This is a genomic window from Bacillus sp. FSL R5-0512 (assembly GCF_038593295.1).
Classification (GTDB): domain Bacteria; phylum Bacillota; class Bacilli; order Bacillales; family Bacillaceae; genus Bacillus; species Bacillus safensis.
In genome coordinates this window covers 635,088-647,874 of sequence record NZ_CP151982.1, presented here as the reverse complement: position 1 = coordinate 647,874, position 12,787 = coordinate 635,088, and the positions used below count along the sequence as shown (strand labels likewise).

12 protein-coding genes are annotated in these 12,787 nt (G+C 45.1%); 1 reads left to right on the top strand and 11 read right to left on the bottom strand.

Annotated features, from left to right (window positions below; genetic code table 11):
- Positions 1-94 precede the first annotated feature (94 nt).
- Positions 95-1,753, top strand: coding sequence for a PucR family transcriptional regulator ligand-binding domain-containing protein (locus tag NSQ25_RS03230; RefSeq protein WP_326136751.1), 1,659 nt, complete (start codon positions 95-97; stop codon positions 1,751-1,753).
- Here NSQ25_RS03230 and ablB read toward each other — a convergent pair.
- The 11 genes from ablB to purC all read right to left on the bottom strand — a co-directional run bounded on the left by ablB (position 1,748) and on the right by purC (position 12,735).
- Entirely contained in the window at positions 1,748-2,593 is an 846-nt protein-coding gene (gene ablB / locus NSQ25_RS03225; protein WP_326136752.1) for a putative beta-lysine N-acetyltransferase, read from the bottom strand. The genes NSQ25_RS03230 and ablB overlap by 6 nt on opposite strands.
- 21 nt (positions 2,594-2,614) lie before the next feature.
- Positions 2,615-2,809 (bottom strand): hypothetical protein, encoded by a 195-nt coding sequence (locus NSQ25_RS03220; RefSeq protein WP_024424515.1) that lies wholly within the window; start codon positions 2,807-2,809, stop codon positions 2,615-2,617.
- Between the two features lie 111 nt (positions 2,810-2,920).
- Positions 2,921-4,195: a phosphoribosylamine--glycine ligase gene (purD, locus tag NSQ25_RS03215; protein WP_326136754.1), complete on the bottom strand. Its 1,275-nt coding sequence runs from the start codon at positions 4,193-4,195 to the stop codon at positions 2,921-2,923.
- 12 nt (positions 4,196-4,207) lie between these two features.
- Positions 4,208-5,746, bottom strand: a complete 1,539-nt coding sequence (purH, locus tag NSQ25_RS03210; protein WP_024426697.1) for a bifunctional phosphoribosylaminoimidazolecarboxamide formyltransferase/IMP cyclohydrolase — start codon at positions 5,744-5,746, stop codon at positions 4,208-4,210.
- A 15-nt stretch (positions 5,747-5,761) separates the two neighbouring features.
- Positions 5,762-6,331, bottom strand: a complete 570-nt coding sequence (purN, locus tag NSQ25_RS03205; RefSeq protein WP_046314139.1) for a phosphoribosylglycinamide formyltransferase — start codon at positions 6,329-6,331, stop codon at positions 5,762-5,764.
- Positions 6,328-7,368 (bottom strand): phosphoribosylformylglycinamidine cyclo-ligase, encoded by a 1,041-nt coding sequence (gene purM, locus NSQ25_RS03200; RefSeq protein ID WP_326136756.1) that lies wholly within the window; start codon positions 7,366-7,368, stop codon positions 6,328-6,330. The genes purN and purM overlap by 4 nt, the downstream gene beginning before the upstream one ends.
- A gap of 96 nt (positions 7,369-7,464) precedes the next feature.
- Positions 7,465-8,895, bottom strand: coding sequence for an amidophosphoribosyltransferase (gene purF / locus NSQ25_RS03195; RefSeq protein WP_024424615.1), 1,431 nt, complete (start codon positions 8,893-8,895; stop codon positions 7,465-7,467).
- Entirely contained in the window at positions 8,871-11,102 is a 2,232-nt protein-coding gene (gene purL, locus NSQ25_RS03190) for a phosphoribosylformylglycinamidine synthase subunit PurL (protein ID WP_326136757.1), read from the bottom strand. Before purL ends, purF begins: the two co-directional genes overlap by 25 nt.
- A complete protein-coding gene (gene purQ / locus NSQ25_RS03185) occupies positions 11,086-11,769 on the bottom strand; it encodes a phosphoribosylformylglycinamidine synthase subunit PurQ (RefSeq protein WP_024426699.1) in 684 nt (227 codons plus the stop codon). The genes purL and purQ overlap by 17 nt, the downstream gene beginning before the upstream one ends.
- Entirely contained in the window at positions 11,766-12,020 is a 255-nt protein-coding gene (purS, locus tag NSQ25_RS03180) for a phosphoribosylformylglycinamidine synthase subunit PurS (RefSeq protein WP_003214349.1), read from the bottom strand. The genes purQ and purS overlap by 4 nt, the downstream gene beginning before the upstream one ends.
- A complete protein-coding gene (purC, locus tag NSQ25_RS03175; RefSeq protein ID WP_024426700.1) occupies positions 12,013-12,735 on the bottom strand; it encodes a phosphoribosylaminoimidazolesuccinocarboxamide synthase in 723 nt (240 codons plus the stop codon). Before purC ends, purS begins: the two co-directional genes overlap by 8 nt.
- Positions 12,736-12,787: the final 52 nt, after the last annotated feature.

Genomic DNA, 12,787 nt, shown 5'->3' with positions numbered 1-12,787 from the left:
GAGGGCAGTCATCCTCCATTCGCCACATGCCCGAATTTCACACGCATTTTTTATACATCGTGTATAAGAGTGTTCAAAAGGAGGTCATGAGTCTATGGCGATTCTCGTCAAAGATGCACTCTCGCTCGATATCATGAAGGAAACAAAGCTGCTTGCTGGGGAAAATGGACTGGACCGTCTCATTCAGTGGGTGACCATCGTGGAAATTATCGAAGATACTTCAAGGCTTTCAGAAGGGGAACTGCTCGTCACAACCGGCTTTGGGCTTGCAGACAATCAGGAAAGGCGCACCCGGCTTGAGGAGCTGATTCAATCTCAACGTCTATCAGCCATTGCGATTTATAAAGGCGTATACTTAACGGAAATTCCTGCATCACTGATCGAAGCTGCCAAAAACAGCGGCATTCCACTCATCGAGATTCCTTCACATGTCAACTTCTCAGACATTACAAAAGCCGTCCTAGAGCAAATCGTCAGCAGCCAGCTCCATCAGCTTAAATATTCTTCAGCCATTCACCAAAGACTGACTCATTTAAATGTAAGCAATAAAAATGTCACGCAAATTACAGATGAGCTGGCACATCTCACTTCGGCAAACATCGTCGTGCTTGATGTTTTTTTACATCAAACAGCAGCTCATCTCATAAAAGATGAAGTGACGTACGCTCCTGCTTTTGGCTTTCTGACGGATCGTGAACCAATCGAAACAACGCCTCTTCTCAAGCAGGCTGAGGAGAAAGGACGGCTCGTTTATGACACATGCGGTGCGTTTGTCCTCGCTGCATGTCCGGTGATTGCGATGGGCGATATTTTTGGGTTTATTGTATCTTTAAAGAAAAAAGATGCGTGGCATCATCTCGACGCAATTGCCATCGAGCATGCCGGGGCGGTGTATGCGATTGAATGGCTGAAGCAAAAAGCCATTCAAGATACAGAAAACCAAATGCAAGGTCATTTGTTAGATGATATTTTGCAGCAGCAATACACAGAAGAAAGCTATGTGGTCGAACAGGCAACAAAGCTGCAATACGATATGAGCGATGAGCAGGTGGTCATCTACTTTCAATTTCAGCATCAGCACACACAGCTCGATCACCAAATGATGCAGCGCCTGTCTCAATTGCTCACGTCGATATTTGAACGCAGACATATTCCTTTTTTACTTAAAACAAGGCTCGATTCCATTTTTGTTCTTACGCCAGCAGGAAAAAAAGCATTTCAAGAAGCGGAGTGGTATCGCGCAGCAGAGGAGTGCCGGAGCACTTGGTCTTATTTTTTTCCCGTCCATCCGATTGTGATTGGCATCGGGAGAGCCTATGACCAGATCGGTCTCTTTGCAAAAAGCGCGAAGGAAGCACAGTATGCAGCAAGGCTTCTTCCACTTTTAAAGACAGACGAATGCATCATTCATTATCAGAAGCTCGGCTTATACGGGATGCTGCTTGAAATGAATGAAGCGGGTATGAATTTGCATGACTTTTACGTGGAGCTGTTAAGTCCCTTGCTTTATACGAAAAAACAGGGGGCTGACCTGATCCATACACTCGAAGTGTATTTGGCACACAATGAAAATATTCAAAAATCTGCGGGGGAATTGTTTATTCACAGGCATACATTAAGCTATCGCTTAAAACAAATTGAAACGAGAACAGGCTGCAGCCTCAAATCCACGGATGACCGGATGAAGCTGCAGCTCAGTATCATGGCGTACCGCCTATCTGGTCTGCTTGATCAGATGAGAACCATTTCATGATTCATTCGGCGTTTTCACCCATAGATTCATATCTTCAATTTTGTCAAAAATATAGCAGTTGTTTTGGAAACGCCCGGTATACGTATAGCCGAGCTGATAAAACACTTGGTTCATTCCATAGGACAGTGCACGTGCGAGAGAATAAAAAACATAGATGTGCATGGATTGAAGTTCTTTTTCGAGTGCTAGAATCAAATGATGCATGAATCCTAGTTTTCTGTATGATGGAAGGGTCGCACAATCTGTTAATTCCGCATGACCATACGGTGCATTGATTTCAGCGGATGCTGCACTCACAATGTGACCGTCATGTTCAACGGCATAAAAGACGGTCCCTTCCTCCATCACCTTTTGGATGTAATCTGGCTCATTCATTGGCGTAGGATACGTTTCAAAAACGGTATCATAGAGCTTTGCCAGCTTGTGAATATCCTGCGTATCCGCTTTCCTCATCACATACTCATCCTGCCAAGTGCCTTGGTCTTTTTTGAGAGGCTTTTTCTGAATAGACGCAACAATTTCATCTTCCTTCAGCCAATACGGGCTGTTCATCCGATCCTCCGTCAGAAAGAGCGACATGCCGTACGCATCACTTCCAAGGAAATAATGAGAAAACACGCCTTCAAGCCGAAAGCCGTTTTCTAAAAAAAGAGGCATATGCTCACGCCTGACTTTCACAATGACCTTAGAAGCCTTGCAGTCTGCCGCTTCCTGAAGAACCGACTGAATCACATCCCTCACCCTGCCGCTGTAGTCATCCAAACGGATGCGCTCATTAAATAAATCAATACAGATCGAGGCAGAAAAACGCTCGTTTGCAAGTTCCTTCAATTGCACCATATACTCATCCTCTCTTATAAATCAGCTAATAAAAAAAATCCAAATGGAAAATGAAACAATGACGATACCAGAAAAAATCGACATGATCATATACCTAATGGCTGAGCCTTTTTTGGCTTTGTTTTGCTTTCTCGCTTCATACATGATGAGATTGGAGAACAGTATAAATAAAATAAGTAACACAATTGCAAATAGAATGATTCCTTGAATGACCATGCTGCCTCCTCATAAACTCGTCATCCCATACTACTTCTTCATATTCAATCATCATCCCTTCTCATGAACAAAAAACACCTTTCCATCTCGTCAGATAGAAAGGTGTTTTGATTAAACGTTTTTCCCTGCAGCCTTCAGCGCACGGGCACCGATGTCACGGCGATAAAATAGACCTGGCTGTATGATTTCTTCAACCGCTTCATACACTCTTGATCTTGCCGCTTCAAATGTGTCGTCAAATGCGGTTACATTCGCTACACGGCCGCCATTTGTGACGAATTGATCGTTTTCTTTTTTTGTTCCTGCGTGAAAGGTCACGACATCAGTGACAGTCGTTTGCAAGGCACCGATCGGCGTCCCTTTTGCATAGTCTTCTGGGTATCCTTCTGATGCAAGAACCACACTAACAGCCGCAGTGTCTTTCCACTGTAAGTCCACATCTTTTCCATCAAGAATATCGAGGAATACTTGGACTAGATCTGATTCAAGACGAGGGAGAACCACCTGCGTTTCAGGGTCGCCAAAGCGTGCATTGAATTCAATCACCTTTGAGCCTTCTGGTGTCAGCATTAAGCCCGCATATAAAATGCCTGTAAATGGACGCTCTTCCTGCACCATCGCGCGAGCTGCCGGTTTGACGACATCTTCCACCGCTTTTTGGACGACTTCATCTGAAATTTGCGGAACTGGTGAATAAGCGCCCATCCCGCCGGTATTCGGCCCTTTGTCATCTTCAAAGGCCCGTTTGTGATCCTGCGCAATCACCATCGGGTACACCTTTTCTCCGTTGACAAAGGCCATGAGTGAAAATTCTTCACCTGTTAAAAATTCTTCGATGACGACAGATGCACTTGCATCGCCAAACTTTTCATCCTCTAAGAAATCATGCAGACAATCGACCGCCTCTTCCAGCGTCATGGCCACTGTGACGCCTTTTCCTGCGGCAAGCCCGTCTGCTTTAATAACAATCGGCGCACCCTTTTCTTCCACATATGCTTTTGCTTCTTCAAACGATGTAAAGGCAGCGTAAGCAGCCGTCGGGATATCGTAATTCTTCATTAAATCTTTTGCAAATTCCTTTGAGCCTTCAATGACCGCAGCTTTTGCATTCGGTCCAAATACTTTTAGACCTGCTTCTTCAAATGCATCAACGACACCTGCGATTAAAGGAACCTCTGGACCGACAATGGTTAAGCCGATTTCGTTTTCTTTTGCAAAACGAATTAATGACTCATGATCGCCTTCGTCGATTGGTACAAGCTTCGCAGCATCTGTCATTCCATCATTTCCGGGTGCGACAAATACTTGGCTGACAAGTTCACTTTGCTTCACTTTCCATGCGATGGTATGCTCTCTTCCGCCTCTGCCGATAATTAGTACGTTCACACTGTCATCCCCTTAATGTTTGAAATGTCTAACGCCAGTGAAGACCATGGCGATGCCGTATTCATCTGCCTTTTGAATCGATTCTTCATCACGAATAGATCCGCCTGGCTGAATGATCGCTGTGACGCCTGCCTTTGCAGCAGCTTCCACTGTATCGCCCATTGGGAAGAATGCATCAGAGCCTAGTGCGCTTCCTTTTGCCTTTTCACCTGCTTGCTCAATGGCAATGTTAGCTGAGCCCACACGGTTCATTTGACCAGCACCGATCCCTGCTGTCATTTGATCTTTCGCAAGGACAATCGCATTTGATTTCACATGCTTGACGACTTTCCAAGCTAGCTTTAAGTCTTTCCATTCGTCTTCTGTTGGTTCTCTTTTCGTTGGAATAGAGATGGTTGCTTCTTCTAATCCGTACGTGTCAATATCCTGAACAAGCAGTCCGCCATGGACACTTGTCAGCTGCTTTTCTTTTTTCCCGAGATCCGCTTCTACATCTAATGTTAATAGACGAAGGTTCTTTTTCGCCGTTAACACGTCAAGGGCTTCTTGGCTGAACGATGGGGCGATGACAATTTCTAAGAAAATCGTATGCAGCACGTCAGCTGTTTGTTTGTCTACTTCACGGTTAAGTGCCACAATGCCGCCAAAAATAGAAGTTTCATCTGCCTTGAATGCTCGGTCAAATGCTTCTGCAATCGTTTCTCCTGTGCCAACGCCGCACGGGTTCATATGCTTCACAGCGACAGCTGCCGGCTCTGTGAATTCACGTACAATTTGGAGAGCGGCATCTGCATCTTTGATATTGTTGTAGGAAAGTTCTTTTCCATGTAATTGCTTTGCAGTAGCCAAAGAACCTTTGGCTGGAAGAGCATTTTCATAGAAAGTCGCCGCTTGGTGCGGGTTTTCTCCATAACGAAGGGATTGTTTTTTCTCAAACGTGACAGTGAACTGTTCTGGCTCTGTTTCGCCCACAAAGTTTGTTAAGTAATCCGCAATCAGAGCATCGTATGCAGCCGTATGACGGAATACCTTGGCAGCGAGCTCACGTTTTTTCTCGAGTGACACGCCGCCTTCTTTGATTTGCTGGATGACTGTATCATAGTCACGAGGATCGACAATCACTGTGACGTCTTGGTGGTTTTTTGATGCCGCACGAAGCATTCCCGGTCCGCCAATATCAATGTTTTCAATTGCTTCTTCATATGTCACATCGTCTTTTGAAATCGTCTCTTTGAATGGATAAAGATTCACGACAACAAGATCAATCGGCTGAATGCCATGCTTCTCAATCTGTGCCATATGCTCATCGTTTTCTCTCACTGCTAAAAGCCCGCCATGAATGTTCGGGTGAAGTGTTTTGAGTCGTCCGTCCATGATTTCAGGGAATCCAGTGACTTCTGAAATTCCAATGACATCAATGCCGTTCTCTTGAAGAAGCTTATGTGTACCTCCAGTTGAAATCACTTCAACGCCAAGTTCTGTTAATTCTTTCACAAAAGGTACAAGATTCGTTTTATCGGAAACACTGATTAATGCGCGTTTGATCGTCATGCCTTCGTCACCTCATTAAGATAATTCTAAAAGTGATTTGATCACTTTTGGATATAGTGTGTGTTCTAGTTCATGCATTCTTTTTTCAATCGATTCAAGCTCTTCCCCTTGTTCGATATAAATCGCGGCTTGGTCAATAATCGGGCCGGTATCCATACCTTCGTCGACAAAATGGACAGTGATTCCTGCCACTTTGACGCCTGCTTGATAGGCTTGTCCAATGGCATCCAGCCCTGGGAAGGCTGGCAGCAAGGACGGGTGGATATTGACAATTTTCCCTCTGAATGCTTCAAGTAATGTCGGACCAATCAGTCTCATATACCCAGCAAGGAAAATCCATTCCACTTCATGCAGCCTAAGCTGTTCAATGATCGTTTGTTCAAAAGCGGCTTTATTCGGAAAAGCCTTCGGGGTAAAGGCAAAGGAAGGAATGCCCTCTTTCTCAGCACGCTCCAGCACCTTTGCACCCGGTTTATCACAAATCACAATGGCGGCCTCTGCCTGCCACTGTTCTTTTTTTAATGAATCCATAATGGCTTGAAAATTCGTCCCGCTTCCAGAGGCGAAGATCGCAAACTTCTTCATGAGAGGCTTCCACCGCCGAATGTGACACCTTCTCCTTTTTGAACACGGCCGATGAGAAATGCTTTCTCTCCGTCTTCTTCAAGTCCTCTGATCACTTCGACAAGGTCATCTTCTTTTACCGCTAAGACAAAACCAATGCCCATATTAAACACGTTGAACATTTCTTCTGCCTTTAACTGTCCTTTTTCTTGAATAAAGGAGAAAATTGGCGGTACTGGCCATGAGCCGTTATCAATCTCAACGCCAAGTCCTTCAGGCAGCATACGCGGTAAATTTTCAATAAAGCCGCCGCCTGTCACATGTGCCATGCCGTCAATCTTGCCGGCTTTCACTTGTTTGAGAACAGGCTTCACATAAATTTTGGTCGGTTCAAGCAGCTCTTCTCCAAGCGGTCTTGTAAAGGGTTCATACGTTTGATGCAGATCCAGACCAGCGTCTTCCAGCAATACTTTACGAACGAGGGAGTACCCATTGCTATGAATTCCGCTTGAGCTGAGTCCAATAAGCAAGTGCCCCTCTTTAATGCTCTCTCCTGTCACGATTTCATCCTTTTCAACGACGCCTACTGAAAAACCAGCAATATCATATTCATCTTCTGTGTAAAGACCCGGCATTTCTGCTGTTTCTCCGCCGACAAGCGCTGAACCAGACTGCTCACAGCCGTCAGCCACACCTTTGACGATTGATTCAATTTTTATCGGATCTGCTTTACCAACTGCTAAGTAATCTAAGAAAAAGAGCGGCTCTGCCCCTTGTGCCAGCACATCGTTCACACACATTGCCACGGCATCAACACCGATCGTATCGTGTTGATCCATTAAAAAGGCAAGCTTTAATTTTGTTCCGACACCATCTGTTCCTGAGACAAGAACGGGCTTTTTGTATGGCAGCTCAGATAAATCAAACATACCGCCAAATCCGCCTAGAGTACCCATGACGCCTGCTCTTTTTGTACGTTCTACGTGTGTTTTCATTCGTTTGACGGCTTCGTATCCTGCTTCGATGTCGACACCGGCGTTTTTATATGCTTCTGACATCCCATTCACTCCTTTTAGCTGCTTCTCTTCCATTTATTTTCAGCAGAATGAAAGAGCAGCATATCAAATCATCTTGACTGCTGCTCCTTTATTCGATTATTTCGTCAGTGCTGTTTCCTTCACATGCGGAAGAACAGTATCTTCATAAATTTCAGTCGGGTATTTCCCAGTAAAGCATGCTAAACATTGACCGCGCTGCGGATCATCATACTTCCTGCCAATCCCGTCCATTAAACCGTCTACAGATAAAAATGCAATGGAGTCTGCACCGATTTCCTGTCTAATTTCTTCCACTGAATGAGAAGAAGCAATCAGCTCTTCATGCGTGGACGTATCAATTCCATAAAAACATGGATGTGCGATTGGCGGAGAACTAATGCGCACATGGACTTCCGTCGCACCCGCTTCTCTTAGCATCGTCACAATGCGGCGGCTCGTTGTTCCGCGTACGATGGAATCATCCACCATCACGACACGTTTTCCTTCGACGACCCCGCGCACAGCTGACAGCTTCATGCGCACGCCCTGCTCACGCAATGCTTGAGACGGCTGGATAAAGGTCCGTCCGACATAACGGTTTTTAATTAAACCGAGCTCATATGGAATACCTGTTGCTTCGGCATATCCAATTGCTGCAGAAATACTCGAATCTGGTACACCTGTCACGACATCTGCTTCGACATGCGCTTCCTCGGCAAGCTTTTTGCCAAGGTTCTTTCTGGCACTATGCACGTTGATGCCGTTGATATTGCTGTCAGGTCTTGAGAAATAAATGTATTCCATGCTGCACATGCTGCGGTTAATGTTCATGGAGAAGCGTTCAGATTTCAGGCCTTCATCATTAATGATCAGCATTTCGCCAGGCTCCACATCTCGTAAATACGTGGCACCGACAACATCAAATGCACATGTTTCAGAAGCAACAACATACGCGTCCCCAAGCATACCAAGTGAAAGCGGACGTAAGCCGTTCGGATCAAGTGCCACAATCATTTCTGTTTCCGTCATAATTAAGAAAGCATATGCGCCTTTAAGCATGGACAAGGCATTTTTGATCTGCTCTTTCAATTCAACATAGCCGCTGCGCTTAATTAAATGAGCGAGCACTTCAGTGTCAGAAGATGTTTGGAATATACTCCCCTGGTTCTCTAACTGCTGCTTTAATTGCGTTGCATTCACTAAGTTCCCATTATGAGCAAGGGCAAGACTGCCGTTGTTTTGCGAGCGGAAGAAGAGGGGCTGCACATTTTCAAAGCCGCCTCCGCCTGCTGTCGCATACCGAACGTGTCCGATCGCTCCTTTGCCTTTCAGATCCTTTAGCTCACCGTTTTGAAAGACTTCCGTAATCAGTCCAAGGCCTTTATGTGCCGTCAGGTTTTCACCATCTGTTGCAATGATTCCCGCACCCTCTTGTCCGCGGTGCTGAAGGCTATGCAATCCGTAATATGTGATTTGCGGGGCTTCTTCGTGTCCCCAAACCCCAAAGACGCCACACTCTTCGTTTAAGCCTCTGATTTCAGCAAGCATGGGATCGCTCCTTTCCATGCGCGTTCAAGCTCGTTGACCGCTGCATGAATCCATTGTTGTCCTTCTTGATTTTTGACAGTGAATACACCATCATTTGTGACCGTTCCAACTTCTTTCGCATCTTTGACAGCCGCAACAAACGCTTCGCGGTGCTCTGGTTTCACTGTGACGACAAAACGTGACTGTGTTTCACTGAATAATGAAGCTTCGCTGTTTAAATCAATTTGGATATGAGCGCCAAGACCATCTGTTCCAAATGTACTTTCAGCAAGTGCGACACCAAGACCGCCTTCAGACACATCGTGTGCTGATTGAACAAGTCCGTTTTGAATCGCAGCAAGAAGGGCTTCCTGACGAGTGAGCTCGACATCCAAATCAATTTCCGGTGCTTTTCCGTAAATACGGCCTTCTGTCATCTTTTGAAGCTCACTGCCTGCAAATTCTTCCTTCGTCTCACCTATGATGAAAATCACATCGCCAGCCTGCTGGAACGACTGCGTCGTAATATGAGCTGTGTCTTCAACCAAACCAACCATTCCAATGACTGGTGTTGGGTAAATCGCTGTTCCATTTGATTCGTTATATAAAGAGACGTTACCACCGATAACTGGTGTGCTTAGCTTGCGGCACGCTTCGCTAATACCGTCAGCAGATTTTTCAATTTGCCAGAAAATTTCTGGTTTTTCTGGATTACCGAAGTTCAGGTTATCTGTTACTGCAAGCGGACGAGCGCCTGAGCACACAATGTTGCGTGCTGCTTCTGCGACTGCGATTTTCCCGCCGACTTCTGGATCAAGGTAAAGATAACGTGCGTTACAATCGGTTGTCATCGCAAGGGCTTTTTTCGTTCCGCGAATTCTTAAAACGCCCGCATCGGAGCCTGGTGCAACGACTGTATTTGTCCGAACCATGTAGTCATATTGATCATAAACCCATTCTTTACTTGCAATTGTTGGCTGCTGGAGGAGCCGCTTTAACGTGTCAGCTGCATCTCCGATAGCAGGTGCTTCAACTTTTGTTTCTAAAAACTCACGATAGTATGCAGGCTCACTTGACGGCTTGTGATAAACCGGCGCTTCTTCTGCAAGTGCATCAACAGGAAGCTCACATACCACTTCACCTTGATGAAGTAAACGAAGCATTTTATCGTCTGTCACATGACCGACTGATACCGCTTCAAGATCGTATTTTTCAAAAATATCAATGATTTCTTGTTCACGGCCTTTTTCAATGACCAAAAGCATTCTTTCTTGAGATTCAGACAGCATCATTTCGTATGCGGACATGCCTGTTTCACGCTGCGGTATGAGATCTAGATTCATCTCGATACCAGAACCTGCTTTACTCGCCATTTCAGCACTTGAGCTTGTTAAGCCAGCCGCTCCCATATCCTGAATTCCAACGAGTGCATCGTTTTTGATGACTTCAAGGCACGCTTCAAGCAGCAGTTTTTCCATGAACGGATCACCGACTTGAACAGCTGAGCGTTTTTCTTCTGATTCATCAGAAAATTCCTCAGACGCAAATGTTGCACCGTGAATTCCGTCACGTCCCGTTTTGGCACCAACGTACATGACCGTGTTGCCGACACCTTTTGCCTGCCCTTTTTTGATGTCCTCATGGTTGATTAATCCAACACACATCGCATTTACGAGCGGGTTGCCTTCATAGCTTTGATCGAAATGAACCTCTCCGCCGACTGTTGGAATTCCGATACAGTTTCCATAGCCTGCGATCCCTGCCACTACTTCTTCAAACAAGTACTTCACGCGCGGTGAAGTCAGTTCACCAAAACGAAGAGAGTTTAATACAGCAATTGGACGCGCACCCATGGAGAATACATCACGGATAATTCCGCCGACACCTGTCGCCGCTCCTTGATACGGTTCAATCGCAGATGGATGGTTATGTGATTCGATTTTAAATACAACCGCTTGGTTGTCTCCAATATCAACGATTCCAGCGCCTTCCCCAGGACCTTGAAGGACGTGCTCTCCTTTTGTCGGGAATTTGCTTAAAACAGGCTTTGAGTTTTTATAACTGCAATGCTCTGACCACATGACAGAAAAAATGCCCGTTTCTGTGTAGTTTGGCAGCCTGCCAATAATGGATTCGATTAAAGCGAATTCTTCATCACTCAATCCCATTTGCTGATACAATTTCTCTTCTTTAATTTGCTTGTGACTTGGTTCAAGCAGTAGTGACATGAGTGTCCCTCCAATTTTTCACGATAGATTGAAACAATTTAAGTCCGTCTGCGCTGCCTAGTAATGAATCAACCGCGCGCTCAGGGTGCGGCATCATGCCGAGTACATTGCCCTCTTCATTCGTTACACCTGCAATACGATTCACACTGCCGTTAATATCGTCTCCATAAGTGAAAGCGATTTGGCCGCGTTCAATGAGCTTCGCTAGAGTGTCTTCGTCACAGTAGAAGTTGCCTTCACCGTGCGCTACAGGAATCGTAATGGATTCGCCTTTTTGATAACCGCTTGTAAATGGCGTTTCGTTGTTTTCTACAATGAGTTCAACTGGACGACAGATAAATTTCAAGTCTTTATTTCGTCTCATCGCACCCGGAAGAATGCCAAGCTCCTGAAGAATTTGGAATCCGTTACAAACACCAAGAACAGGTTTCCCTTCCTCAGCTGCTTTTTTCACCGCCGGCATGATGTTTGAGAAGCGGGCGATCGCACCACATCTTAAGTAATCCCCATAAGAGAAACCGCCTGGTACGAGTACACCGTCAAATCCGTCAAGACTCGTTTCGTCGTGCCATACATATTCAACTTGTTCACCTAGCTCATCTTGAATCGCATGGTACATATCGATATCACAGTTAGAGCCAGGCAAGACGATCACTGCAAACTTCACTGTGCGACAACCTCCTCCACCTCATAGCGGTAATCTTCAATCACCGTGTTGGCAAGTAATTTTTCGCACATTTCTTTGACGACTGTGTCTAAATCACGATCTGATTTTTCAATGACAAGCTCCATGTATTTCCCGATACGGACATCCTTTACTTCCTGATAAGACATGCTGTGCAAAGCGTGCTGCACGGCACTTCCTTGTGGATCAAGAACGCTCTCTTTTAAGCTGACAAAAATTTTCACTTTATACATGTTTATGGCCTCCAAGTCTTTTGAAAATTTCTTCGTATGCATTCGTTAAGCCGCCCAGGTTTCGTCTGAACACGTCTTTATCAAGCTTTTCGTTTGTATCTTTGTCCCAAAGCCTGCACGTATCAGGTGAAATCTCATCAGCTAGCAAAATACGATTCTCGTGATCTATTCCGAATTCAAGCTTGAAATCAATTAAATTCACATGGCAGTCTGAGAAGATTTGCTTTAACTCTTCATTCACTTGTCTTGTGATTGTTTTCATTTCCTCGACCTGCTCTGGTGTCGCTGCATCTAAAATGCGAATATGATCTTCTGTAATGAGCGGATCGCCGAGTGCATCATCTTTGTAGTAGAACTCAATCAAAGGTGTGTCCAGTTTTGTTCCCTCTGGAATGCCGAGGCGTTTTGACATACTGCCTGCCACTACATTACGTACAACCACTTCAAGCGGAACAATCTGCACCTTTTGAATGAGCTGCTCTGTTTCAGAAAGACGTTTCACAAAGTGATTGTTGATCCCTTTCTCATGAAGCATTTGAAAGATTAAGCTCGAAATTTCGTTGTTCAGTCTGCCTTTGCCTTCGATTTCGGCTTTCTTTTCGCCGTTAAATGCTGTAGCTGAGTCTTTATATTCGACATATAAAATATGCTCGTCATCGGTCTGATAGATTTTTTTCGCTTTGCCTTCGTAGAGAAGTTCTTGTTTCACAGTCATTCAGGTTGGCCTCCTAATTTGAATGTTGGCAATTTTCAGGATTGGGCGCCTG

Coding starts and splice junctions, on each gene's coding strand:
- purF (WP_024424615.1), bottom strand. CDS start 8,895: ATGCTTGCTGAAATCAGAGGCTTAAACGAAGAGTGTGGCGTCTTTGGG.
- NSQ25_RS03230 (WP_326136751.1), top strand. CDS start 95: ATGGCGATTCTCGTCAAAGATGCACTCTCGCTCGATATCATGAAGGAA.
- NSQ25_RS03220 (WP_024424515.1), bottom strand. CDS start 2,809: ATGGTCATTCAAGGAATCATTCTATTTGCAATTGTGTTACTTATTTTA.
- purS (WP_003214349.1), bottom strand. CDS start 12,020: ATGTATAAAGTGAAAATTTTTGTCAGCTTAAAAGAGAGCGTTCTTGAT.
- purH (WP_024426697.1), bottom strand. CDS start 5,746: ATGACGATCAAACGCGCATTAATCAGTGTTTCCGATAAAACGAATCTT.
- purL (WP_326136757.1), bottom strand. CDS start 11,102: ATGTCACTACTGCTTGAACCAAGTCACAAGCAAATTAAAGAAGAGAAA.
- purM (WP_326136756.1), bottom strand. CDS start 7,368: ATGTCAGAAGCATATAAAAACGCCGGTGTCGACATCGAAGCAGGATAC.
- ablB (WP_326136752.1), bottom strand. CDS start 2,593: ATGGTGCAATTGAAGGAACTTGCAAACGAGCGTTTTTCTGCCTCGATC.
- purC (WP_024426700.1), bottom strand. CDS start 12,735: ATGACTGTGAAACAAGAACTTCTCTACGAAGGCAAAGCGAAAAAAATC.
- purN (WP_046314139.1), bottom strand. CDS start 6,331: ATGAAGAAGTTTGCGATCTTCGCCTCTGGAAGCGGGACGAATTTTCAA.